Consider the following 25,385-nt stretch of genomic DNA (forward strand, 5'->3'; position numbering starts at 1 on the left):
GAATAAAACTCAATTAAACCTACCTGTACCGTGTATAGATTTTAGATAAATTTTATTTTGGAATAGATTTATCTCGCCGATATATCGCTATTTTGTTACATTTTTTCTATTGATTGCATAAGTCGTATAATTGTTATCACTTTTATTGAAATTTAAAATATTATTGGCTAAATTTCCTCGGTCTTAATTTTTATTTTCAAAAAAGGAGAAAAGATGATTGTCGATTTTTGGGCCTGTAAGCCATGTAAAAGCGGCGCAGGCCGCAATTATTCCGTTTCCGTAAAAGGCGAGGAATTTACTCAAAATCGCTGCGGGGGGGGGCTTGCGCGCTCCTTAATAGTCGCAGCGTGCCTTTGCAGTCTAAGCGTCGCGCAGGATTCGTCTGAAAATAACGCGACTAAGAGCGTTTCTACCAAAGAAAACCCAGGCGCGCAGAGCTCCGCTGCGGCGATAAATAGTTATAAATTCCCCGAAATAGTCGTCGTCGGCAATATCGACTCGAGCCTGACGAGCGTCGGCGATAGCTACGGCGGCACGCAAAAAATAGGCAGAACGATGATCGAGTCGATGCCTAGCGGCAACGGCGACTTCGTGCAGCTTTTGCGTACCAATCCAAATGTGCAATTCAGCTCCACAAACCGCCAGAGCACGACGCTCGGCGAGATCAGCCCCGCAAATATCAGCATCAACGGCGCGAAGTATTGGCAAAACAACTTTATGCTTGACGGCGCGAATATGAATAACGATCTCGATCCCGCTAGAAATCCCGGCGGCAATCCTACGCGCTTTTCGGCGTTTGATACGATGAATTCCGTCTCGCAAGGTATGGCGATCGATAGCGACTTTTTACGAAGCGTAGAGGTGCACGATAGCGGCGTTTCCGCCAAATACGGCGGATTTACCGGCGGCGTAGTGGAGGCTAAGACGCGAGATCCGCGTGCGGGCTTTCATGGCAAATTTTCGATGCAGCACACCGAGGATAGCTGGACTAGATACCATATCTACGGCGATGAACAGAGCTTTGAAAACTCCGCTACTCCGCTAAATCAGCCGAGATTCGATAAGTGGATCACGAGATTAAATTTAGAGGGCACCGTTACCGAGGATTTGGGCTTGATGTTCGGCTACACAAATACTAGAAGTAAAATTCCGCTCAAGGCCTACGACAGAAGATACAACGCCGATACGACCATCACCGAGCGAGTTCAGAGGCGAAATATTGACAACTACTTCCTAAAGGCGCTCTGGTATGCAAGCGACCGCCTAACTATCACGCCGAGCGTAACCTACGCGCCCGAGCGAAACAAGATGTTTAACGACCACATCAAGGACTCCTACGCCGATATGAAATCGGGCGGTTTAAATTTAGCGCTTAAAACCGACTACGACGGCGATTTTGCTAGATTTAATCAAATTTTATCCTACAGCAAGCTGGAGAGTTCGCGCGATGCGGAGAATGAATATTACAGGGCTTGGCAATACTCAAACGTAAAGAATTGGGGTAGTAAAATTTACGATGCTTCGGCGATAGAGGGCGGCTTTGGGGATCTCGATCAGACGCAAAAGAGCTTTTCGTACAACGGAGATCTGGAGTTTAATGAATTTGATCTCGGCGGCAGTAAGCATAGATTTATCACAGGCTTTGAGTTTAAAAAGCAAGAGGCTAAATTTAACGTAAAAAAAGAGTTTATGACCGCTGGCGGAATAGCACCGCTACCTGCGGGTGTAAATACTTGCGATCCGAATGACGAGCTCTGCTCGATAGACGATTCTTTTGCGAGGCGTGGTAGAAGCGGCCAGTTTTTTACGCGAAAAAGCTATTACAAGGGCAATACCAAGGTGGATATGAAGAGCTTGGCGGTTTATCTGGAGGATGAGATAAAAATCGGTGATCTTACCTTGCGACCGGGCGTAAGATTAAATAGGGACGATTATATGAAGCAAACGACTGCGGCGCCGAGATTTAACAGCTACTACGATATTTTTGGCGACGGCGATTCGATCCTTAGCTTCGGTGCAAACCGCTACTACGGGCGCAATCTCTTTACCTACAAATTAAGAGAAGGTCGAGAGGGTCTTGCCACTACCTACACACGCCCGCGCAATGCCTACACGCAAAACTGGACGCAACTGCCAAAAGACCCGTCTCTAACTAAATTTAACGAGCTAAGGGTGCCTTATGAGGATGAGCTGGTATTCGGGGCAAAACAAAAGCTTGGGAATTTTGAGTTTTTCGGCAAATATGTAAGCCGCAAGGGCAGGGATCAGATCATCAAATCTACGCGAAGAGATCTAGGTCTAGCGCCGAATCCGAACTACCAAAACAACTATCAAACCTTTACTAATGACGGCAGAAGCGAAAATAAAATTTTAACCTTCGGCGTTAAAACGATCGATGATTATGAGGCCTTCGGTACGCTAAATGGCTTTGAGCTGGGCTTTGAGCACATCAAGATGAAAACGAACAACACCCTTTATGACATATCGCTTGATAGAGAAACGCTCGAAGATGAAAAGATCGTCGAATACGACGGCAGGCTGATGAGGCTATCGGAGCTTCCGGCGCAGGACTATGCTAGGCCTTGGACTGCGAGCCTAAACATCATCACGAAAATTCCAAGCTACGGTATCAGTGTGAATAACTTTCTATCGTTTAAAGGCTCGCAAGAAGCGATCGCTCGCACCGGCAGGACGCCTGCGGGCAAGTATCCTGCTAGATACGATAAATACGAAAAGGTAAATCTCGGCAAAAGCTACAGCTGGGATGCGCGCATCGGATACGCTAAAAAGATGGCGGGCGAGGTGGAATTTTTTACGAATTTAGACATTTACAACGTCCTAAATAAGCGCAACAAAGCAAGACTTAGCAGCGACACCTCGCTCGATCTAGTCTATGAGGCGGGCAGGCAGTTTTGGCTGGAAGCGGGCATTCGGTGGTAGCGTAAGCTAAATTTGCGGAGCTTTTAAAATTTCTCGGCTCCGCAAAGTTTCGTGAAATTTTTTAAATTTAGGGCATTTTGCGGAATTTCAAATTTCACGCCGTATGCCGCAAAGCTGTAAAATTCCACATCGCGCGCTGTAAAATTTTAGCGTGCGCAAGCCGTAAAATTTTAACGTATGCGAAATTATAAAATTTACGCCCAAATTTAACTTGAAACCAATTTAAGGAGCCGAAACGGCTTTTTAAATTTTAACGCCGATATCGTTTAATAGGCTCTTTCATTGAAATATCACAAACTGCTTTTGAAATTTTGACGGGCTGATCCGCCGCTCTTTTAGCATGTAGCGGCAAACCCTTTCAAAGTCCACCGCGCTCATCATAAAACTGATAAATCCGCCCTTGCCGTCATAGATGATCAAAGTATCGATCGCGCGGAAGCTAAATTTCCCCTCCGTGATCTTTGAAAAAATCAGTTTAGAGATGAAAAACGGCAAAATCAATGCCATCAGGCTCATAATAAAAATTATAAATCCCCTAAGGCTCTGTAAAAATCCGGCAAACGCGACGGCTATTACGATGAACGAAAGCACAATGCCGATGGAATTTCTAACGGGCACGATATGTCCGAATAGCGGCGTGGCGGTGAGCTTTATGAGCGATATTTCATCTAATTTTATAGATTTCGTGATTTTGCCTTTATTGACGTAGTTGATGCTCCTGTCCGTCAAATGAACAAAGCGCGTATGGGCGCTGTTGAGATAGGACACGACGGCGAATACTACAGGAGCAAACGGCGTATAGTATGGAAAAATATCGCCTATATACAGAAACACCGGTACCGCCAAGGGAGCGAAGAATAGGTTATAAATAAAGAATACCACGATGTTGTAGTCTTTGACGACGAGGGATTTATTGTCAAATTGCGGCGGATTTCGGCGCTCGGCATCTTGCCTAGGCTGCGACTGCTGCAGCTTTTGCGACTTTTGCGGCTCATCGTTAAAATTTTTCATTAAATTTTTTGCTCCCGTTTTAAAATTCGTCGCTAGCGGCTTGGGCGTTTTGCGGAGATTAATTTTGCTTTTACGTTTAAATTTTATCGTCAAACAGCGCGCAGATGTCCGCCGAAAAGCCTTTTGGCATAAAAATCGGCGAGTTCAAATCTCCGATAAGCCGCCTTTTAAAGACAAAAACTGCGCGATCTTTTACGCCCGCCCACGATTTAAGGCTCATGTCCGCTAGTCACAACTAGGCCCGATAGGGCCGATCAGCCCGATGGCTCTAAGTTTTAAGGTCGATGTCCGCCGGCCGCAGCACCTTTGCGAGCTGCATTACTACGGAATTTATTGTCGCTAGGCTAGAAAATAGCACTGCAGCTGCAATTTTTACGAGTTGCATTTTATCAGACGTGCATTTGGCAAACGCTAAAAACCGCGAACTCTCCGGCATAAAGCACGCTGTAGTGCGCTCGCTAATTAAAATTTACTCGCTCTCAGTGCCGCTTCGGTTAAATTTTAGATCTCGCAGCGCGCTTTCGTCCGCGCCGCCGTTTTTTTGCACTTCAAATTTAAATCTTGCGGCGACATTTCTGCGTTCGCGCTACCGCCATTGAATCCACTTCAATTTAAGCTCGCGCCTAACTTACATCAATTAGATGAAACCTATGCACGCTAGTCTCGCTAGTTTCAGGCGTCGCAAGGTTACAGTGCGGGTACCGCCGCAATCACTGCTAAAATTTAACCCATCCTGCCAAGATCGGCACCGAGGTTTAAATTTAAGCTATGTTGTTCGGTAGGCAAGCAGGCGGATGCTCGGTCGCATTTTGACGCTTCGGGCTTCCTTACTGAAAAAATTTAACGCCCTCCTGCAAAAGCCACGTGCTCGCGCAAAGCCGCAGCCTACCCAGACTCGGCGCACCCATCGCTATCTCATGACTTTCAAATCTCGCGCTAAATTTGCTGACCTTGCCGCACGCTTTAGCGACGCAATCCCAAGCAGAACCCGTTTGCGTCCTTTCAAAATTTTATTTCGTTCAAATTTGTCCGAGCCTTTGTTTGTACGCTGCGCATCGGTATTGTCGCGCTTATGAACTGCACCGCGTGCGCTTACCGCGCCGCCGCATGAAATTTCGAGATCTTATAGCTCGAAATCAAAGCAGTAAAAATCATCCGTCTCGCTCCAGAGCTCCTCTAGCGAGTGCCCGTCTATCTGCGGCGCGGCGTAGAGCTCTCGCAGCGTGGCGAAATACCGCTCGCCGCTTGCGTTTGCGCCCGCCTCGTCTGCGCATCTTTGAAACGAGCAGCGATCCGCATAGGTGATGATCATATACTCTGCGCCGTGTAGGCGAAAGCCAAGCTCTGGCTCGCCTATAAACTTGCGCGATGGGGCGTTAGTCTCGAAGCATGCAAGCAAAAGCTGGGCTCGGGCTCGCCGCCCTCGGCCACGCATTTTAGCAGCATTTTCTCTATGGTTTCAAATGAATATTTCGGCATTTCGCTCCGATCTTAAAATTTTATCTCTTCCGCCGCATATCGCGAGCCGTTTTATTCCGCCAAAAACCAGAAGCGCTCGATCATATCCAAAAGCATATCGGCTCTGCAAATTTCATCATCCAGTAGGTCATCGTATTGATCTCGCAGTCGCTCGGCGTCTTGCGCCACGAGCCCTAGATATTCCCTAGCCTGCACGAAATCCCCTTTCATCACGTGGTATTCGCCTAAGATCACGCGAGTTTGCGTCTTGCTAACCTCGTCGCCTTCGCCCTCTAGCGCTGCTTTTAGGCTCTGCACGCCGCCCTCCTCAAGCCCTCGCGAGAGCTGCGTTACCTTCTGTAAAGCTTCGCATCCATTTTCGCTCCTTTGTAAAATTTTATTTAAAATAATAGAACAAATTTCCGCCGCACTCAAGATCCACGAACTCCTTGCTGTCAAAAAACAGCTTAAATTCCATGTGGCTCAGATATTTAGCGTCCTGCGCTTTCTCTATAAAATTTCTTATCAGCTGCTCTATCTTTCCGCCCCCTTCGCGGCGCGCCGCATCTTGCCTCGTGAAATAAAAAACTACGGGCGCGTCGGACACCGCTGCGATATACCAAATTTTAAGCGGCGCTAAAAGCTCGTTTCGGTTTCGCAGCAGCTCCTCTACGGCGCCTTGGATCAGATCGGTGCGGATTTGTGACTCGAAGGACTCGACCGAGATATAAAAGCTCTTAAGTCCGTTTAGTTTCGCACAAAGCGGCGTGCGGGCAAGGTAGCGCTCGATGCACTTTTTATCGGTGATTTTTGCGGCATCTTTATCGAAGCGAAGCACGATCTTAGGCCACTCCCTGTCCGCGCCGTAAAACGCGCTGATCGCTCGAGTTTTAAATTTAGCGTCTATGAACTCTATCAGACCCCTGACGTTTTCACTATTTTTGACTTTGCCCTCTATGATCTCTTTGCAGTGCCTGCTCTGATACGGACTTAGATCGCAAAACATCGCGCGCCTTTAATTTAAAGCTAAATTTACTCTGCGCTATAAGCCTGCAGCATATCGAAGGTCGGAGCGAAAAACAGCGCGCCCGTCTTTGCCGTGCTAAAATCTAGTAGCCGGTCGTAGTTGCCTCGCGGTCGGCCGATAAACATACTCTCAAGCATCAGCTCCAGCGTGCTAAAGGTGCTTGCGTAGGCGATGAAGTAGGTTCCCGTCTCGCCGCCTTGCATAAACGGCATATTGTCGCGCACGACCTTTTTATCGTCGCCGACGTTGGCTGCGGCGGAGTGCGAGTTGCTAGGCTTGATCTCCTCGCTCATCTCGATGTCGTTTTGTTTGCTACGCCCGATGACGCGCTCCTGCTCGGCGACGCCCGCGGCGTTCCACGCGCTCATATCGTGGATATATTTTTGCACGAAAAGATAGCTACCGCCCTTATACGCCGCATCTTCGTCGCCTACCTTGGCGAAAAAGTCGCGATCTGCGCCCTGGGGATTTTCGGTGCCGTCCACAAAGCCGATGATAGCGCGCCCGTCGTAGTATTTAAAGCCGCAGATCTCCTCCTCGCACGTCGCGACGTCCTTTAGCGCGGCTCTGATCTCGCTTGCCATATCGTAGCAAACGGCTTGATTCGCCGCTCTGATGTGGATATGGATATCGCCTCCGGTAGCGGGCGCGATGTGTTTATCGCCCCTAATCTCTTCGAAATTTTTTAGCTCTTTCGGCAAAGGCTTCGGCAGGTCTAGCATTTTCCAAGCCTCAAAACCCACGCCCAGCACGCAACTCGTCTCGCTAGCCGCGCCGAATCTCGTAACGGCGGTTTTGTTTAAATTTATCACCAGAGCGCAAAGACCCTCGAAAGCCTTTTTGCAGGCAGTTTTGTCTGCGTTAAAGCGCCAGATCATAAACACGGTGTTGTTGCCGGGCGCGTCGGTTACGTTTTGGGATTTGACATGCGCACAGGCGCAACTTTTTTCTTCACTCATTTTTCTCTCCTTTAAAGTGAAATTTTAAAAGGAATTTTAGCGCAATATCGGTAAACGGCGGGCGTAGAGATAGAATTTAGGTGGCTTTCGGGTTTGATCTCGGCGGAGGAAATTTTGTCTTTGATCGTAGGATTTACGGCGAGGGTGGAATTTTGGCTTTAAATTTATAAAATTTACGCCGAGTGGGAAAGCGAAATTTCAGAGCTTTGCGGGGATGAAATTTTAAAGTAGTGGCAGATGGGAAGGGATTCGAACCCTCGAAAGCTTGCACTTTACACGCGTTCCAGGCGTGCTCCTTCAACCGCTCGGACACCCATCTAAATTAAAAGTCGCGATTATAGCGAAAATCTAAAATTTTGCCAAATTCCGTTTCGGCGCGCAATCCGTTTTGCCTTTAAATTTAAAACGCGGCGCTTAGAATTTCGCCGCAGCGTTTGGAATTTTATCGCGCTGCTTATAATTCCGCCGTGCCGCTTAGAAATTCTACTGCGCCGCGAAGCCCGACCGCACTGTGCTTTCTAGCCGAGCGACGATTTTACCTTGTTGCGGCTATTTTAAAATTTAGATTATCTTTGAAATTCGGACTTGCCGCCCGCCGCAGGGCTAAATTTTAAAAGCGCAAGCAGATTTTTCTTTCATACATCCGCTTGCGCCGTAAAAGCCGAGCTGCGCTTTAAATTTACGGATATTTTAAAATTTCGCGCTGCCCGTAAATTTAAAGCTAATTAAAAATTCTATCTTTCGGGAAGGCGGACATATTGGGCTGCACGTCCTTCTCCGCGCCTAGAAGCGCCTTTATTTCGCTATCCTCGATGCTAAAGCCGCCGCCGAGCGCCTTGTAGGCGTTTACTGTCGCGCTTAGCACGTCAAGATCTGCCTGCACTTTATTTAGCTGCGCGCTAAGCAGGTTTCGCTGTGAATCCAAAAACTCCAGATGGTCGCTGTAGCCCGCCTGATACCTGCTCGAGGCGTTTGAATAAATTTTGCTCTGCGAAGCGACGAGATCGGCGAGGCTTGCCTGTCTTAGTTTGGCGTTTTGCACGCCTACAAGCGCGTCGCGAACGTCGCCGAAAGCGGTTTTAAGAGCTTTGTCGTATGCGATGAAGCTCGCGTTTTGCTCTAAATTCGCAAGCTCTACGCGCCTTTTTTGGCGGCCGAAGTCAAGTAGCGGCCCTACGAGCGAGCCGCCGATGCTCCACGTGCTCGCGCTTGCGGTAAACAGCCTGTCGAACTCGCCGCTTGCGTATCCCGCCGAGCCCGTAAGCGAGAAGGTAGGGAAGTAGCCCGCCTTGGCGACGCCCACTAAGAAGTTGCTTGCGCGCAGATTTTCGAGCGAGCTTGCGACGTCGGGGCGGTGTAGGATCACGTCGCTTGGGATTCCGCTTGGAATCTGCGGAGCGCTAGGCATTTTCGCGGCGGTCTGCGCCGTGCCGCGCAAAATTTCATCATAACTCTTGCCCGTTAGGATATTTAGCGAGGTCTGCGCCGCGGAGAGCTGATTTTGCACGCTTATCAGGCTTGCCTCGGCGCTTTGGACCGCAGCTTTGGCCTGATAAAATACGATCTCGCTAACTGCGCCCGCATCGAGCTGCTTTTTGCGGTAGTTTTGCGTATCTTGATAGCTTTTTAGGCTGTCTTTTAAAATTTTCTCCTGCTGCTTTAATGCTAGTAGCGTAAAATAGGTCGTCGCAACCGTGCTAGTAATCGTATTTTTAGCGGTTTCGTAGTCGTATTTCGTCGCATTAAATCGAGATCGCGCCGAATCTACGCTGTTGCGCACGCGTCCCCAAAGATCGATCTCGTAGCTTAGCACGGCGCCGATCTGATACGCGCCGTGGGAGTTGCGATCAGGCTGGTTGCCGAAATTATTTTGGCGCACCGCGCTGCCGCTTAAATTTACATTCGGCAGGTATTCAAGCTTGCTTAGCCCTAAATTTACGCGCGCATACTCGACGTTATTCAGTGCGGTTTGCAAGTCGGAATTTTGCTCCAGCGCGCTTTGGATCAGGGCGTCTAGCTGCGGATCGTTAAAGCTTTTCCACCACTGCGTGCTAACGTTCGTGCTCGCGTAATCCGCCTTAAAGCCGGTCTGTTTTTGCGGCGTAACGGGCTTGAAGTTGCAACCGCAGAGTAAAATTCCAAGCGTCAAGGCGCTTAAAAGAGCGTTATTTATTTTCATCGTTCACCTCGTTAGTTTGGACTTTTTTGCCGCGTCTATCAAGCCAAGCGTTGAAGCTTTCGAGCAGGTAGAAAAACAGCGGCACGAAAAAGATCGCGATTGTAGATGCCGCGAGCATTCCGCCTACTACGCCGGTTCCCAGCGCGTGGCGGCTGGCAGCGCCCGCGCCGGTGGCGATAACCATCGGAAGCACGCCAAGACCGAACGCAAGGCTCGTCATCACGATAGGGCGGAACCTCATCTTGGCGGCTTCTATGGCGGCATCGGCGATAGAGCGATGATTATTTAGGTGCTCGTTCATCGCAAATTCCACGATCAAAATCGCGTTTTTCGCTGCCAGACCGATTAGAAGCAAAAGTCCGATCTGAAAATATATGTCGTTATTCAGCCCGCGCAAATATGTAAATACGAGCGCGCCGAATACCGAAAACGGCACGGCGGTAAGTACGGCAAGCGGCATGAGCCACCTTTCGTATTGAGCCGCCAGGATCAAAAACACGAAGATCATTCCGAATACGAATGCCTGCGCGCCCTTGCCCGTCTCGCTGACCTCTTGATACGCGGAGCCCGCCCAGCCGATCGAATATCCGCTAGGAAGTTCCTCTTTTATAACCTCTTGGATCGCTGCGATCGCCTGACCCGAGGTGTAGCCCGTGTTTGGCTCACCCATAATCTGCGCTGCCGGGAAGGCATTAAATCTATTAACGGAATCAGGACCCAGCGAGCGCTCAAGCCTCACTAAAGAATTTAACGCGATCAGATCGCCGCTAGCGTTGCGGACGTAGAGCGATTTTAGATCGTTAGGATCGTCTCTGTAGTTTTGCGTAGCGCGGATATAGACCTTAAACGTGCGCCCCATAAGGTTAAAGTCGTTGATATAATACTGCCCGATGGTGGAATTTAGCACGGTGAAAATGTCGGCTATCTTAACGCCTAGCATTTTTACCTTCTCTTTATCTATATAGAGCTTATACTGCGGGAAATCGGTATCCAGCGTCGTTCGCACGAGCTTTAAAGCGGGGTGCTGATTGGCTTTGGCAGTTACGCGATCCATATCGGCGCGAATTTCATCGTAGCTTTTGCCCGTCGTGCTTTGCGCGTAGAGCTCAAATCCACCCGTAAGTGAAAGACCCATGATAGGCGGCGGCGTGACGACGTAGGTCATCGAGTTGCGATCCGCGCCGTAGAGCTCGCCGTTTAGCGCGGCAGCTATGGCGAAGTTGGAATTTTCATCGCCGGGGCGTTCTTTCCAGTCTTTTAGCTTCATAAAAAACGCTCCGCCGTTTTCTCTGAGCGCTCCGGCTAACATATCGTATCCCGCGATTTGGGTTATATCCACGATGTTTGGATGTTTTTTGACGATGCTTGCGATGAAATTTTGATCGGCTTCCGTCCTAGGCAGCGTAGATGCCGACGGAAGCGTAGTCATCGCCATAATCGAACCCTTGTCCTCGTTAGGCACCAGGCCGGTAGGGGTAATTTTAAGAAGCTCTATCATCGCATAGATGATGATGCCCACAAAAACGAGGCTGATTAGTACGTGGCGCAGAACCATGCCGACGCCCGCCGCGTAAATTTTGGTCGAAGCGCTAAAAAGATTATTAAACCATCTTACGAAGAAAAATGGCTCGGATTCCTTTTTTTGCAAGATCAGGGCGCAAAGCGCGGGCGTCAGCGTAAGGGCTACGAAGCCTGAAAAACACACCGAAGCTACGAGCGTTAATGCAAATTGCCTCTGCATAACCCCAGTAAAGCCCTCCATAAACGCAACCGGCACGAAAACCGCCGAAAGCACGAGCACGATCGAGATGACGGGCGCTACGATCTCGCCCATCGCTTTCGTGGTGGCTTCTTTGACGCTAAGATCCGGTTCTTCGTGCAAAATTCTCTCTACGTTTTCGATTACGATGATCGCATCATCCACGACGATACCGATAGCAAGGATGAGCGCAAAGAGAGTGATTAAATTTATAGAAAATCCAAAGGCGTAAATTCCTATAAACGCGCCGCAGATCGATACCGGAGCGGCGAGCGTCGGGATGATCGTAGAGCGGATATTGCCCAGAAACATATACATAACCAAAATAACCAAAATCAGCGCTTCGATAAAGGTGTGTATAACCTCCTCGATAGAGACCTTTACGAAACTCGTCGTATCGTAGGCGACGTCGTAGGTCAGCTCGCCTGGGAAATTTGGTTTAAGCTCGTCTATGCGCTTATTTACCGCTTCAACTACGGCTAGGGCGTTGGCGCCACTTTGCATAAAGATAAGCACAGGCACCATCTCTTTACCGTTAAATTTCGCCGAGATATTGTAGCTTGCGCCGCCAAGTTTGACCTCGGCGACATCTTTTACGCGCAAGAAATTCCCATCTTTTTGCGCGCGTATGATGATATTTTCAAACTCTTCGACGGTTTTTAAACGACCCTCAGGCTTGATCGCATAGACGTAGGGATTGCCTAAGTTCATCGGCTGCTCGCCCATCTTACCCGCGGCGTATTGGCTATTTTGCTCGCTTATTGCGGCGATTATCTCGGCGGTCGTAACGTTAAATTTCTTAAGCAGTTCGGGCTTTACCCAGATCCTCATCGCATAATCTTTCGTGCCCAGCGCCTGAGCCTCTCCGACGCCCGGCACGCGTTTTAGCTCATCTACGACGTTGATAGCTACGTAGTTTTGCATCTCTACGACATCCATCTGCTCGCTAGGATCGTAAAACGCGAGCACTTCCAGCATCGTGCTGCTACGCTCGGTGACGGTTACGCCGTAGCGGCGCACTTCATCGGGAAGTAGCGTAAGAGCTGGCGTGACGCGGTTGTTTACATTGACTTTCGCATCTGCTGGATTTGTGCCGATTTGAAAATATACGTTGATACTAACAGAGCCCGAGGAGCTTGCTGAGCTTTCCATATAGATCATATTTTCAACGCCATTGATTGCGTTTTCAAGAGGGGCTGCGACGACGTCGGCTATCGTCTGTGCATCCGCGCCGCTATATGTAGCGCTAACGACGATTTGCGGCGGCGTGAGTTGCGGATACTCCTCGACGGAGGAATTTTTAAGAGCCAAAACGCCCGCGATTACGATGATGATCGAAACGACGCAGGCAAAAACGGGGCGGTTGATGAAAAATTTAGAAAACATTATTTCCCGCTTTCCGCATTGCTCTGAGACGCTTCAGGTTGCCCCGCTACGTAAGGATCGGTGCTCGCGGGTACGGGAGTGACCTTGGAGCCCACGTTGATCTTTTTAAAATTATCTAAAATGATCTGATCGCCGTCCTGCAGCCCGCTTGAGATCGTCGCAGTGCGGGTATCTTGAGCCGAAATTTTGACCACTTTTTTAGCGACCTTGCCGTCTTGTACGACATAGACTATGGTGTTGCTAAGATCTTGCTTGAGCGCAACTTGCGGAATTTTAAAGCCGTTTTTCTGATAAAAGCCATCGACGCTTATTTTGGTAAAAACCCCCGGGCGAATTTCTAAGTTTGGATTTGGAATTTGAGCTTTGGCGCTGACGGACGCGGTATTTGTATTGATGACGCTATCGATAAAACTTAGCGTGCCGTTGTAGTCCTTGCCGCCGAGATTTATGCTTACCTGACGCCCTAGCTGCTTCCACTGCCCGTTTTTTAAATTTGCATCAAGCTCCAGTCTATCGACGTCCGCGATGCCGAATTCTACGTCGATCGGATCAAATTTAGAAAGCCTAACCAGATCCTCGCCAACGTTTACGTATGCGCCTACGTCCTTTTGCGTATCGCCCGCCATGCCGTCAAAAGGTGCGGTCACGAGCGAGTGGTCAAGATCGATCTTTGCGCTTTTAAAATTTGCTTCAGCCACCATAAACGCGGCCTTTGCGGTGTCGAAATCCTTTTGAGAGATCGTATTGCTGGCTTTTAGCGCCTTGGCTCTTTTGTAGTCCGCCGAGGCGTTTTGCAGATTAGCGTTTGCGCTGTCAAACGCCGCTTGGTAGCGCGAGCGGTCGATTTCGTAGAGCACGTCGCCCTTTTTGACGCTACGACCAGGCTCGAAAAGCTGCTTTTCGATGGTGCCCGAAACCTGCGGCTTTAGCATTATCTCAAGCTCGCTTACGGTCTGTCCGTTAAATTTTAAAATTATCGGCACGTCGGCGGATTTGGCGGTAAATACGCCTACCGGCAGCGCGGGAGCCTCGCCGCCTTGCTTCGCGCCTTTATCTTCCTTTTTTTCAAAATAGGAGCAGCCCGAAACCAAAAATGCTGCGAAAATCAAACTGGCGACTCTTTTCATGTAAATTCCTCTATTTGGATTAAAATTTTGTATTTGTAATAGTTATTACGAATAAATTATAAATTATAATAAAAACTATATAAATAAAACTTAAATTTAACCCGTAAAATAATATATCGGACGGAATTATAGCGGAATTTCGATATAATCGCGCTAAAATTTTAAAGGCTTTTTATGAGAAAAATTCTTACTATCGCGGGTTCGGACAGCGGCGGCGGCGCGGGCATCCAAGCCGATATCAAGACGATCAGCGCGCATAAGATGTTTGCTATGAGCGCTATTACGGCGCTTACGGCGCAAAATTCGCGCGGCGTATTCGGCGTACTGGATGTTCCGCCAGATTTTGTGGAGGTGCAGCTCGATGCGATTTTTAGCGACATCTTTCCGGACGCCGTTAAAATCGGAATGATCTCCAATGAGGGGGTTGCCGAGGCTATCGCAAAGAGTCTGAGCAAGCACGGCGCGAAAAATGTCGTTTTAGATCCCGTGATGGTCGCTACCAGCGGTGGAGTTTTGATGAAACAAAGCGCGCTGCATGCGCTAAAATACAAGCTCGCCCCTGCCGCGGAGATTATCACGCCCAACGTGCGCGAGGCTGAGGTCTTGGCGGAGATGAAAATTTTAAGCTTAGCCGATATGCGCGCCGCAGCGGTTAAAATTTCGCAGTTTTTCGGCGGCGCGATTTTGATTAAAGGCGGCGATCTTGCGGGCGCGGGTGCGGCTTGCGGCGCGGCGGAAACAGATCCGGCGGAAATGAATACAGCGCGAAATTTTAATGCTTCGCAGCGTGAGACGGGCGAAAATGGCGCACGCGAAAATTCTGCGGGTTTGACGAAGAGTGCGAATTTCGCGGACGAAAATTTTACTAGCGGAGGCGGAAATTTAGCGGCGGGCGCGGAGCCCTCTTTTAAACAAAATTTATCCACAGCCTCCCTAGGCGCTGGTTTTAAACCGAGCGGCGAGGGCGGGGATTTGACAAATTTAGCGGTCGATATTTTATACGAAAACGGCAAATTTTATGAGTTTTCCGCGCCTAAAATTTCTACGCGTAACACCCACGGCACGGGCTGCACGCTCTCAAGCGCGATCGCGTGCGCGCTGGCGGCAGGGCTTAGTCTGCCTGCAGCCGTTGCCCATGCCAAAGGCTTCGTGCGTAGGGCGCTCGGCTGGAGTGAGCAGATCGGGCACGGATGCGGCGCGATAGATCATTATTTCACGGTCCAAGGTCCCTTCGGTGCGGATTTTGACGGATCTTGCGCGAACGAAATCAAAATCGTCTCTCGAGACTAAAATTTCAAACGCTCGTCCAGATCCCCGCATTCGTTAAAATTCCAAGGCTCCGCCGCGAAAGCATAGGCTTTAAATGCAACGAAACGGCACGAAATACGCGCCAAAGAGTTCGCCTAGAAGGCTATGATAAACGGCGACTTGCCTAAGGAAAAACGCGCGCTGTCGCATAGGCGTGAAGCTGAAATCAATTGCTTTCGGCGCCTAATTTTGCGTCAAATTTTGACGAGCTTTTAAAATTTACCATAAAATTTTGATTGAGCGCGTAGGCTTTTATGCGAGGCGCTAAAATTTGGTAGCTAGTCAAATTCTAGCCTCAAATTTAATGAGGCAAAATCAAATTTTAGCTGCGCGAGGCGCCGAATTAGTCGTCTCTAACGCACCGTGCGAAGAGGCGATCGGAAATGCCGCTCCAGTCTGCGTAGCCGTTTTTAAAATGCACGAACCACGCCCGAGACGAGCCGTCGGCAAATTTTGTAGAGCTCCAGTAGAAATCGGACTTTACGTATTTAAAAGCGGGATTTATAGCGGGGCTAAATTTAGTTTTATCCGTTATTCTTATCAGCTCATCTACCCTCGGTAGCCGCCAGTCCGAATAAGCCGCAAAATTTAGCCTCTCGCAGCGCTCCTTCGCTTGCTTCCAATCGCCGATAAAAACCCGCTCATCATCCTGCCACATTAGCTTGCCGAGTTTGCTTTCGTCGCATATCACTACGTTTTTATCATTATCTCTATAACAAGTCGCATTTAGGGCGTCTGCATTTAAGAACGCGCAAAATAACGCTAAAATAACCATATGCTTTCTCATCTATCCATCCTTTATAGTTTATAAAATCAATACCGCCTCACGCACCGCACGAAACTGCGAGCAAAAACGCTATCCCAGCCGTCGTTGCCGCCTACGAAATCCACGACCCACGCATTGGACGAGTCGTTGATATATTTTGTAGAGCTTTGGTAGCATAAAAATTCTCCGCTCGCTATGTTTTTAAAAGCGGAATTTATGGCGGGGCTAAATTTAGTTTTATCCGTTATGCTTATTAGTTCATCTATACTCGGCAGCTGCCAGTCCGAATAACCCGCAAAATTTAAATTTTCGCAGTATTTAACGGCTTCGTCATACGCCCCCTCAAATATATCCTTGCCGTCTTGCCACATAAGTTTGTAAATACTATCCGTAACTACGTTTTTGGCATCATCTCTGCTAAAGCCCGCCGTTATATCGCCGCCAAAAGCCACGTTCCAGCAAAGCAAGCAGCCCGTTAGAATAGACATAAATTTACTCATATTTTACCTTTAAGCGTTTGAATTACGCGTAATTATACTCTGTTCCGCGTTCCGCCGCTCATTCGCCTTATGCTTTAAAGTCGTGCCGCGGAGAGCATCCGCTTATCTCTATCCGGAGTTTTTTGCAGCACCGATAATTTTGTAGCGTTAAACGCAGAGCGCGGACTAGCCTCGTTGTTTTGATCTTAAATTACGCTTTGCATGCCTAAAATTTATCTCTAAATTCAGCCTTTTTGCTAAAATTTCACAAAACGTGTCGCCCGTAAAAGAGGCGGCGGGACCAAGCTTAAGGAGAGAAGATGCGCGAGCGGGGGCCTAAAGCTAAATTGCGACCCTGCGCCACTGCTTGCGTGCAATTTAAACGTGACGGGGCTTGCCGCTTAAATTTGAGCCGATTCTGCCCCGATATATTGTTCAATTCGTCAAATTTCATCGCTTGCGCTCGAGTTTTTGCGCCGCTCGCTGCCGCGCTTGTGCGACAAATTTTACTCAAAGTCCTTCTGTGCGATATTCGATACCTCCGTGGCGATCGAGTTGCCCCAAAACACGCCGTCGATCGTGTAGTTTAAAAAGCCGTTTTCTATCTTTAGGTAGCCCGCTTCTTCGCATTTTTTGAAAAATTCCATCAGCTCGCCGAAGCTTTCATCGCCAATGAAGCTTTTTACTCGCGCCAGATCGATTTTATCGTATTGAAAGAGGCTTTTAAAGCGTCCTTGCGCTCTTTGTTTATCGTCAGATTTGCTGATCATTTGCATATTTTCTTTGACGTTGTATAGGCCGTAATTTCCTATATGCCCGCCCGCGCCTTTGCCCAGAGGCAGGACGTCCGCGCCTTGGTGTCCTAGGCGGATATAGCGGTATTCGTCGCGCCCCTTGCGGTTAAATTTAGTGTATTCGAGCACCTCGTAATTGCCCGTGCTAAACAGCTCGCGCGCGAAGGCGTTATGCAGCTCGCGCTCGTAATTTACGTCGTAATAATCCTGCGAGATCGTTTTGCCGAGCGTTGAGCCCTCGAAAAACTGAAGCGAGTAAAAGCTTGTGCTGTCGATGCTCAGCTCGTCTATGAGGCGTGCGTCTTGCAGTACTTCGTCTAAGCTCTGGTTTGGGTAGTTAAAGATGATGTCGGTGCAGAGCATGCCGTCGAAGTTTTGCCGTAGCGCTTTTAGCCGTTTTATTGCGGCGTTTTTGCCGCCTACGCGGTTTAACAGCTTGCGGCCTTTGTCCGAAAACGTCTGCACGCCGATACTGAAGCGATTGACGCCGAGGCTTTCTAGCAGGTGTAATTTGCCTAAATTTAGATTATGCAGTGTGCTTTCTAGACTAAACTCGCAGTCGTCCGAGATGTTAAAATTTACTCTAAGCGCGGTTATTACGGGCTTGAGGTGCTTTTCTTTCAGTATCGTGGGCGTGCCGCCGCCGAAATACACGCTGCGGAAATTTTTGCCTTGTAGATAGGGAAATTTGCCGTATTTTTCGATCTCGCCCAGTAAAAATTTTGTGTAATCGTCCAGCTCGTCATTAAGCTTGGTGCGGTTCATCGAGCAAAACGAGCAGATATTATCGCAAAACGGCACGTGGATGTAGATCACGCCGTCTTTTTCCAAGGGCTCCGTTTGCAAAAACGCCTCCAGCTCCGCGCGGCTCGCCGCCTGCGGTTTTTTGCCCCTCGAAGGGCCTGCGTGCCCCTTTTGTCTTGTCTTAAACATTTCAATCCTCCGCTTGAAATTCGTAAGGTTTGGTGATGACGCAATGAGAGATGTCTTTTAATACTTTGATCTCCAAATTTTTCGTTATTTTCACCGCCTCGTCGTTAAAAATTTTATTTTCGCCGCGCACGGCCAGGATTTTTATCTCGCCGTCAAATTTGAAATCCACCTCGACTTTAAATTTGCCTTCCAGCCGCAGCATAATGGCCTTTTTGGGATACTTCGTCTCGGGCTCGCGCTCTATTTTAAAGCCCACGCCTTCTTTGCAAAAAGACTGATCGCCGCCGCTTTGAGACGCGTTACTTTTCGCGGCGGGTTTTGCGCTCGGGGCATTGGGCGCCGTTTGCGCGGGCGAGCTTTGCGCCGCGGCTAAATTTTGAAATTTAGGCTTGGGCAGGATCTCCTTGGGCGGTTGCTTTTTTGCCTTTTTGGGCTCGGGCTTTGGCGGCGGAAGCTCCTTTTTGACGGGCTCCTCCTTGATTGGCTCAGGAGGCTCCGGCTTTACCGGCTCGGGTTCTTGAAATTTGATCGTCTCGGGCTCGGACGGAATCTGCGGCGGTGCAAATTCTTGCGGCTGCGGGATATTCATAGGCTCAGCAGGTAAAATTTGAGGCTGCGTCTCGTCCGCCGCTTCGTCTTTTTCGCTCGTATCCTCGTTTAAGCTTAACTTGATCCTCATCGTTTCGTCCTTTTTCGGATCCTCGATTAAGCGAGAGTTTAGCGGCAAAAACAAAAGCGCCAAATTTAAAAGCAGCGAGACGAGAAAATAGCGCATTATTTGCTGAGCAGCTCGTAGATTTTATCTACCGCTTCGCCTATGCGAGGCGTGCCGCGAAGTAGCAACGAGGAGGGTACGCTAAGCACTTTGTCGTTTTTTGCGGCGGTTGTTTTTTTAAGCACGGGATTTTGCTTTAAGAAATTTTCGCTATTGCCGCCGCCCATACCGCCGATAACGAGGATGAAATCAGGGTTTTGCGAGAGGATAAACTCTGTAGAAACGATAGGCGTCGAGCCCTCGACGTCGTCCGCGATATTTTTAAGCTCGAGCTTGTTAAAAATGTCACCGGGAAGCGTCTTTTTGCTAAAGCCCGTAAGCGGAGTGGATGAAAACACGGCTAGAATTTTCTTACCCTTTAGCCCGCTGCTTTTAAATGACGCGAATTTCGTCTTTATACCCTCTATCACTTCGGCAGCCTTTTGCTCCTTGCCCGTTATTTTGCCGATTTCTTCGATGTTTTTGTATATGTCATCCACGCTATCGGCTTTGAGCGTGAGCGTTTTTAGATTAAATTTAGCCAGACTTTCGTTTACGTTTGCGGAGTGAAAGCTGGTGACTACCAGATCGGGCTTTAGCTCGACGATTTGCTCGATGTTGGGCTTGGTGTAGGTGCCTACGCTTTTTAGCTTGGCCGTTTTTTCCTCGGGCCAAATTTTAGAAAACTGAAGCGACGAGATGGCTACGAGCTGATCATCAGCACCTAGCATATAGATCATCTCAACGATCGAAGGGTCTAGTACGACAAGCTTTTTTGGTGCCTGGGCGCTAGCGGAAGCTGCCAAAAAGCAGCTTAAAGTAAGTAAAAATGCAACGATTTTTTTCATAGTATCTCCTTTGAAAATTATTTTTACTCTACAAAGTTTTTCGTTTCGCAAACGGATCAAATTTGACGCGCCGCTTGAGCGATAAAATTGATCCGCAGTGCTGCAAAAGCGTTTTCAAATTTAACCAAAACGCCGCTCCGCCCTTTAAAATACTGCCGCGCTATTTTATCGGCACGACGAAGGGCATGCCGCCGTGTTGTAAAATTTCACACTTAAGACCGTAAATTTCGTTTAAAATTTCTTTTGTAAAAAGCTGCTTGACGCCGCCGCTGTAGCGTATCTCGCCGTCTTTCAGCATCACGATCTTGTCGCAAAACATCGCGGCTAAATTCAGATCGTGCATCACCGCCACGGAGAGTAAATTTAGCTCTTTTGTGAGCTTTTCGCAGATTTTCATCATCTCCACGGCGTAGTTTAGATCAAGCGCGCTCGTAGGCTCGTCAAGCAGCAAAACTCTAGGCTCGCTCACCAAAGCGCGCGCGAGCAGCACCCGCTGAAATTCGCCGCCGCTTAGCGAGTTTGCGTTTCGTTTCGCAAACTGCGCCACGTCAAGAAGCCCCATTATCTCGTAGGCCTTTTTAACGTCGTTTTTATCATATCCGCTAAACTGGCTTTTTAAGTGGCAAAAGCGCCCGGTTAGCACGATGTCCTCGACCGTAAGAGGCATGCTTAATACCGTTTTTTGCGGCACGAAGCCTAAAATTTTGGCAAGCTCTTTAAGCGAGTATTGCTCAAGCCTTTTGCTTTCAAGCTCGATGATGCCGCTTTTGGGCGATAAAATTTTTAAAATATTTTTTAAAAGCGTGGACTTGCCGCAGCCGTTTGAACCGAGAATGCCGATAAATTCGCCGTTTTCAAAGCTTAGGCTTATGTTTTTTAGTATCTGCTTTTTGCCGTAGTCGAAGTAAAGCTCGCTAATTTTCACGTCAGATACCCCTGCTGCTGCGGATCGCTAAAAAGAGAAAAAACGGCGCGCCGAAAAATGCCGTAACCACTCCGATAGGCACCTCGGTGGGGCTTAGGATGCTTTTTCCTATCGTATCGCATGCCAGCAGAAAAAACCCGCCCGCAAAGGTGCTGATGGGGATTAGAACAACGTTGCTCGAGGTGCGTAGCAGCATACGCAAGGTGTGCGGGATGATCAGCCCCACAAAGCCTATCATGCCCGTAAACGCGACCGAAAACGCGACCGCGAGCGAAGAGACGATGAGCAGGCGTTTTTTGATCTTTTCGACGTCCACGCCCAGGCTTTGAGCCTCCTCATCGCCGCTTAAGATGACGTTTAGCTCAAAGCGCTTTATATAAAAATACGCCATCGACAGTGCGAGCGGCAGGATGATGTAGGCGATCTTATCCCAGTTTGCCGAGCCTACGTAGCCCATCATCCACGCTACGATCTTGAAGCTGTCCTCGCCGATGAGGTAGGTCGCAAAGCTCGTAAATGCGCCTAAAAACGACGAAAACGCAATACCGATGATTAAAAGCGTGGCGATGGATTTGTTTTTTTTAGAAAGCTTAAAAATCACCACCGAAAGCACCGCTGCGCTGATGAAAGCAAATATGCCGTAGTAAAAATCGGGCAGCTTCAAAAGATACGCTACGACCGCTCCAAACGTCGCAGCAGAAGCGATGCCGATGATGTATGGATCTGCTAACGGGTTTAAAAATACGCTTTGGACAACCACGCCCGAGCTAGCCAAAAGCATACCGATCAAAAAGGCCATTATGACACGTGGTAGGCGGATTTCAAGCAAGATCGTCTCTTTTATTTCATCGATCTTGCTGCCGCTTGCAAATTTGACTATCTCTTGCCACGAGATGTCCGCGCCGCCGAGACTGAGAGAGAAAATACAGAGCACAACCGTGGCGATCGCTAAAATGATGATAATTTTATTTTTAGTAAGCATACTTAAACTCTACGTAATAATTCCGCGCAGCGGCAGGCATATATCTTTGTCCGATCGTTCTGTCTATTCTATAATTACTCGCGGAGAGATCGTATTTTTTATCGAGCAAATTTTTAACGCCCGTGCCGTGCCCGTTTTCATCCGATTGCCGCGCGCTTAGGTCGCTCGGTGCAATGCTCGGCTCAAAGTAATTCGGCGTTTTGGATAAACTTTGATTTTTTGAAATTTGATAGTTGGTCCGCGGCGCATTGTCTTTTTTTTTCGCGCCGTGTTTGTAGCCGCCTGTGTCGATATTTTTAAAATTTTTCTTCAGCGACTGATTTTTCATCATGCCCCCACCCGCTAAATTCGGATCCTTTAGCGAAAGTGGGATAAATTTAAAGCTCGATCTCGCGCTCATCGTTTTTCCTTAGACGAAATTTACGGGTAAAATTTAAACTCACCGCTTATCCTTTCGGCTTTTTCTTGATGTTTAGCTCGACGTTTTGCGTGCCGCTATCTTTTAAAATCGAGATCAAATTTATCACGTCGCCGTAGTTGATCGCTTCGTCGGCGTTTAGTTTTATACTCTCTTTTTGCTTTGGGGTTAAATTTGCGATCTCGCCGCCCAAATTCGTCAAATTTAAGCTTTTTTGCTCGCCGCTTATACTCAAAAGTACTTCTCCGTTAAGTAGATAAAAAACCTCGACGTTTTTATCCTCCTCTTCGTTTAGGCTGGAGCTGCTTTGAGGCAGAGTGATGTCGATGTGAGCAAGCTTGTTAAAAGAAGTCGTCACCATAAAAAAGAGCAAAAGCACGAAGATAACGTCAATCAAATTTAGCATCGAGATACCGGCGTGTTTGCCCTTATCCCTGCGGACATACTTCACAGTTTCTCCTCTCAAAACTTCGCCCAAACAGGCTCATGATGCGGTTTAGATCGTTTAGGATAAAATCTATTTTCTTGTTAATCATCAGATAAAATATCACGCAAGGAATCGCCACGATAAGCCCAAACGCCGTGGTGTAAAGCGCCTCGGAGATGCCCACCGCCACAAGCGGAGCGTCCGTACCGCCGCTAAGGCCGTTAAAAGCCTTGATCATCCCCACTATCGTGCCAAGTAGCCCTAACTGCGGGCTCGCGCTCGCGCAAAGACCCAGTATCCACGTGCGCCGCTCAAGCGAGGTTAGCTGCATAGAGACGGCCTCCTCGGCGATGTAGTCTATCTGCGTCTTGTTCGCGCCCTTGCCTAAATTTTCCACGACGAAAAGTGTTGTTTTGGCAAGCGAGTTTTTGTATTTTTTGCAAAATTCTTTGATTTTTTCGTAATCGCCTTCTAAGATGAGGTTGCAAAGCTTGATTTTAAACGAGCTCGTGGCGTCTATCTCGGTAAATAAAAAATACGCGCCCTTTTCAAGTAGCACCGCAACGCCAAGCACCGATAGACAAAATATCGGCCACATAAACGCGCCGCCGATTTGTACGTATTCGAACATTTTAATCCTAATATTAATTATTAATAGCTCTTTATTATACCGTCGCGTTTATTAAGCTACGATAAAATTTGATATGTTTTTTGATAAAGAATAATGAAATTTTAACGACGCTTCGCAAAAACACGGCGAGCTCGTGCTAAATTTTAAAATTTAAACGGCAAATTTGGGGCAGAAGCCCCAAATTCAGCGCTTTAGTAAGCATACTTAAACTCTACGTAAAAATTCCTCTCCGCGGACGGATAATAAATGCCCTCGCCCCTATTTTCCGTAGTGTCGTAATACGCGAAGTATTTTTTGTCAAAGAGATTTTTGACGCCGCCGGTTATGGAGAAGTTTTTCGTAAATTTATATTTTGCAGAAAAGTCCACCAGCGTCTTTGCGCCCATATATTCGTAGCTGTTGTTTAAAATTTTGGAATAATTCCTAACGGTCGTGTATAAATCGAGCTGCTTGATCGGCTTATAATCGATGCCGAAGACGAATTTTCTTTTAGCTACATACGGCAGCGCTTTGGTCTCTTTTTTGCCGTTTCTTTCGAAGGTGGCTCTTGAGTGTACATAGCTGAAAGATTCGCTCAGCTTCAAAGAATCTTCGATTAAGCTTTGCTCCGCATACAGCTCCGCCCCGTAGCGTTCCGCCTCGTCCAAATTTATATACTCCCTTTCGAATATCCTTTGTCCGAGTCCGTGTAAGGGATCTTTCCATTTTAAAAATATCATATCTTTGGTATCGGTCTTAAATACCGTCGCGCTAAAGAATTGCCCAAAGATTGTATCTTTGATGCCGAGTTCGTAGGTTTTGAAAGTTTCGGGTCTTAGATTGTTAAATTTAAACTCGGTGTGGTTGCCCACTTTTACGACGTCGACGAGCTCTTGCGGAGACGGCGAGACGAAACCTTTTTCAAATTTGAAATAAACGTTTCCTGTCTCGGAATATTTGAAATTCGGAACCACGTCGAATGCATGGCTATTGGTGTGCTTGCTCTCGTTAAAGGCAGACCTTCTAAGAGCCCTGCTTGCGGGTCTTTTCACGTCGTAGTAGGCTCGCTCGTATCTAAAGCCGCCGCCGAGCGAAAACCAATCCGTGAAGTCGTGTTTTTCGACGAGATAGCCGGAATGGATGGTTTTACCCAGCTCGTCGCCTTGAGATAGCTTATCGAATATGTCTTCGTAGTCGTATCCGAACACCAGCTCGCCGCTGCCGTATTTGAATCTATTTTTCAAATTTAGTCCGTATTTTCTGTCGGTAAATTTGGTTTGATAGGCCTGCTTTCTGCCGCCGCCACCTACGATCTCGCCCTCTTGAAGAAATCTTGTTTTCAGATAATAGGGCATTATGCGCGTTTGAAAGCTGTCGCTAAAATCGATCGAGTAATCGATGCTAAGATCGGCTTTGTTGTATTTTTGCGGATCTTGAGTTTCGCCCGATTGTCTTCTGTCTGCTTTGACCTGCTTCAGCGTAAGCGGGCCGCTTTGGTTTTTAAGTTTTTGAGAATAAAAGCTCGGCGTAATGGCGATGCTTTGAGCGTCGCTTATTTTATAATTTATCGCTCCGCTTAGGTAGTATCCTTTGTATTTTTCCTCTTTTCTATAGCTCTTCGAGTCGAAACCCTTCACGCTAAATCGCATAAACAGATCTTCGCTCAGCGGGCCGCCTATGCCCAAAACAGCATCACGGTAGCTATATGATGCGAGTTTGCTCGAGATGTTTACGTAAAATTTGCTCGGTTTTTTCTTTGTGATGATATTGATGACGCCGCCCGTCGTTCCGCCGCCGTAAAGCACCGAGCCGCCGCCCGGGACTATTTCTATTCTTTCTATATCTTCGACGGCGATGAGATTAAAGGGCGTTGCGATGTTTCCGTGCCCGGCCTTTAAAACGTTAAGATCCATACCGTTTATTAATGTCCTGACGTTTGTTTTTGCATAAGGGCCTTGGCCTCTTATATCTATCTCTTCAAGGCCGAATTCTCCGGCATTTCTGATGTAAACGCCGGGAGCTCTTTCGAGCACTTCGCTTACGCTCGTGTAACCGCGATCTTTGATCTCCTCAGAAGTTATGACGTAGACGTTTTTAACCTCGTCTTTTAAAGGCGTCTCAAAGCCCGTCGAGGTTATGACGGTCTTTTTAAGCCTCGTGTTTTGCTCGTCGGCTGCATACAAATTGACGGCAATCAGTAAAGAAAGCATGGTCGATTTGCCCTGATGCTCACCCCAAAATTTTTTCATTTTTGCTCCTTAAAGAAGATTATTTTGCATCGAATTAGTAAGCATA

22 protein-coding genes and 1 tRNA gene are annotated in these 25,385 nt (G+C 48.0%); 2 read left to right on the top strand and 21 right to left on the bottom strand.

Annotated features, from left to right (window positions below; translation table 11 throughout):
• Positions 1–213 precede the first annotated feature (213 nt).
• Positions 214–2,940: a TonB-dependent siderophore receptor gene (locus QZ367_RS07405; protein ID WP_291939069.1), complete on the top strand. Its 2,727-nt coding sequence runs from the start codon at positions 214–216 to the stop codon at positions 2,938–2,940.
• A 279-nt stretch (positions 2,941–3,219) separates the two neighbouring features.
• Here QZ367_RS07405 and QZ367_RS07410 read toward each other — a convergent pair whose 3' ends face one another.
• The 10 genes from QZ367_RS07410 to QZ367_RS07455 all read right to left on the bottom strand — a co-directional run bounded on the left by QZ367_RS07410 (position 3,220) and on the right by QZ367_RS07455 (position 13,846).
• Entirely contained in the window at positions 3,220–3,951 is a 732-nt protein-coding gene (locus QZ367_RS07410) for a hypothetical protein (RefSeq protein ID WP_291939071.1), read from the bottom strand.
• A gap of 76 nt (positions 3,952–4,027) precedes the next feature.
• Positions 4,028–4,171, bottom strand: a complete 144-nt coding sequence (locus QZ367_RS07415; RefSeq protein ID WP_291939074.1) for a hypothetical protein — start codon at positions 4,169–4,171, stop codon at positions 4,028–4,030.
• Between the two features lie 903 nt (positions 4,172–5,074).
• On the bottom strand, positions 5,075–5,350 hold the full coding sequence (locus tag QZ367_RS07420) for a hypothetical protein (protein ID WP_291939077.1): 276 nt from the start codon (positions 5,348–5,350) through the stop codon (positions 5,075–5,077).
• 131 nt (positions 5,351–5,481) lie between these two features.
• Positions 5,482–5,844 carry a hypothetical protein gene (locus QZ367_RS07425; RefSeq protein ID WP_291939080.1) on the bottom strand — a complete coding sequence of 121 codons (363 nt, stop codon included), beginning with the start codon at positions 5,842–5,844 and terminating at the stop codon, positions 5,482–5,484.
• A complete protein-coding gene (locus QZ367_RS07430) occupies positions 5,807–6,415 on the bottom strand; it encodes a hypothetical protein (protein ID WP_291939083.1) in 609 nt (202 codons plus the stop codon). The genes QZ367_RS07425 and QZ367_RS07430 overlap by 38 nt, the downstream gene beginning before the upstream one ends.
• A gap of 26 nt (positions 6,416–6,441) precedes the next feature.
• Positions 6,442–7,395 carry a Dyp-type peroxidase gene (locus QZ367_RS07435; protein ID WP_291939086.1) on the bottom strand — a complete coding sequence of 318 codons (954 nt, stop codon included), beginning with the start codon at positions 7,393–7,395 and terminating at the stop codon, positions 6,442–6,444.
• 231 nt (positions 7,396–7,626) lie between these two features.
• Positions 7,627–7,714 (bottom strand) — tRNA-Ser (locus tag QZ367_RS07440).
• A gap of 402 nt (positions 7,715–8,116) precedes the next feature.
• Complete coding sequence (locus tag QZ367_RS07445) at positions 8,117–9,574, bottom strand: efflux transporter outer membrane subunit (RefSeq protein ID WP_291939088.1); 1,458 nt, start codon at positions 9,572–9,574, stop codon at positions 8,117–8,119.
• Positions 9,561–12,719 carry an efflux RND transporter permease subunit gene (locus QZ367_RS07450; protein WP_291939091.1) on the bottom strand — a complete coding sequence of 1,053 codons (3,159 nt, stop codon included), beginning with the start codon at positions 12,717–12,719 and terminating at the stop codon, positions 9,561–9,563. Before QZ367_RS07450 ends, QZ367_RS07445 begins: the two co-directional genes overlap by 14 nt.
• Positions 12,719–13,846: an efflux RND transporter periplasmic adaptor subunit gene (locus QZ367_RS07455; RefSeq protein WP_291939093.1), complete on the bottom strand. Its 1,128-nt coding sequence runs from the start codon at positions 13,844–13,846 to the stop codon at positions 12,719–12,721. The genes QZ367_RS07450 and QZ367_RS07455 overlap by 1 nt, the downstream gene beginning before the upstream one ends.
• Positions 13,847–14,020: 174 nt before the next feature.
• Here QZ367_RS07455 and thiD point away from each other — a divergent pair, with 174 nt between their 5' ends.
• The gene (gene thiD, locus QZ367_RS07460) at positions 14,021–15,136 is read left to right on the top strand and encodes a bifunctional hydroxymethylpyrimidine kinase/phosphomethylpyrimidine kinase (RefSeq protein WP_291939096.1); all 1,116 of its coding nucleotides are present in this window, start codon (positions 14,021–14,023) and stop codon (positions 15,134–15,136) included.
• A gap of 361 nt (positions 15,137–15,497) precedes the next feature.
• On the opposite strand, the gene QZ367_RS07465 is transcribed toward thiD, so the two are convergent.
• From QZ367_RS07465 to QZ367_RS07515, 11 genes are all read right to left on the bottom strand, one after another.
• The gene (locus QZ367_RS07465; protein WP_291939098.1) at positions 15,498–15,941 is read right to left on the bottom strand and encodes a DUF1566 domain-containing protein; all 444 of its coding nucleotides are present in this window, start codon (positions 15,939–15,941) and stop codon (positions 15,498–15,500) included.
• A gap of 26 nt (positions 15,942–15,967) precedes the next feature.
• Positions 15,968–16,420, bottom strand: coding sequence for a DUF1566 domain-containing protein (locus tag QZ367_RS07470; RefSeq protein WP_291939100.1), 453 nt, complete (start codon positions 16,418–16,420; stop codon positions 15,968–15,970).
• A 485-nt stretch (positions 16,421–16,905) separates the two neighbouring features.
• Complete coding sequence (locus QZ367_RS07475; protein ID WP_291939103.1) at positions 16,906–18,126, bottom strand: radical SAM protein; 1,221 nt, start codon at positions 18,124–18,126, stop codon at positions 16,906–16,908.
• Position 18,127: 1 nt separating this feature from the next.
• Complete coding sequence (locus QZ367_RS07480; protein ID WP_291939106.1) at positions 18,128–18,901, bottom strand: energy transducer TonB; 774 nt, start codon at positions 18,899–18,901, stop codon at positions 18,128–18,130.
• Entirely contained in the window at positions 18,901–19,728 is an 828-nt protein-coding gene (locus QZ367_RS07485) for an ABC transporter substrate-binding protein (protein WP_291939108.1), read from the bottom strand. Before QZ367_RS07485 ends, QZ367_RS07480 begins: the two co-directional genes overlap by 1 nt.
• A gap of 160 nt (positions 19,729–19,888) precedes the next feature.
• Complete coding sequence (locus tag QZ367_RS07490; RefSeq protein ID WP_291939111.1) at positions 19,889–20,653, bottom strand: ABC transporter ATP-binding protein; 765 nt, start codon at positions 20,651–20,653, stop codon at positions 19,889–19,891.
• A 1-nt stretch (position 20,654) separates the two neighbouring features.
• Positions 20,655–21,635, bottom strand: coding sequence for an iron ABC transporter permease (locus QZ367_RS07495; protein ID WP_291939114.1), 981 nt, complete (start codon positions 21,633–21,635; stop codon positions 20,655–20,657).
• On the bottom strand, positions 21,625–22,035 hold the full coding sequence (locus QZ367_RS07500; protein ID WP_291939117.1) for a hypothetical protein: 411 nt from the start codon (positions 22,033–22,035) through the stop codon (positions 21,625–21,627). Before QZ367_RS07500 ends, QZ367_RS07495 begins: the two co-directional genes overlap by 11 nt.
• A 46-nt stretch (positions 22,036–22,081) precedes the next feature.
• Complete coding sequence (locus QZ367_RS07505) at positions 22,082–22,504, bottom strand: biopolymer transporter ExbD (RefSeq protein WP_291939120.1); 423 nt, start codon at positions 22,502–22,504, stop codon at positions 22,082–22,084.
• Positions 22,482–23,111: a MotA/TolQ/ExbB proton channel family protein gene (locus QZ367_RS07510; RefSeq protein ID WP_291939123.1), complete on the bottom strand. Its 630-nt coding sequence runs from the start codon at positions 23,109–23,111 to the stop codon at positions 22,482–22,484. Before QZ367_RS07510 ends, QZ367_RS07505 begins: the two co-directional genes overlap by 23 nt.
• A 191-nt stretch (positions 23,112–23,302) precedes the next feature.
• A complete protein-coding gene (locus QZ367_RS07515; protein ID WP_291939126.1) occupies positions 23,303–25,339 on the bottom strand; it encodes a TonB-dependent receptor in 2,037 nt (678 codons plus the stop codon).
• Positions 25,340–25,385 lie beyond the last annotated feature (46 nt).

Source organism: Campylobacter sp. (assembly GCF_019423325.1).
GTDB lineage: Bacteria > Campylobacterota > Campylobacteria > Campylobacterales > Campylobacteraceae > Campylobacter_B.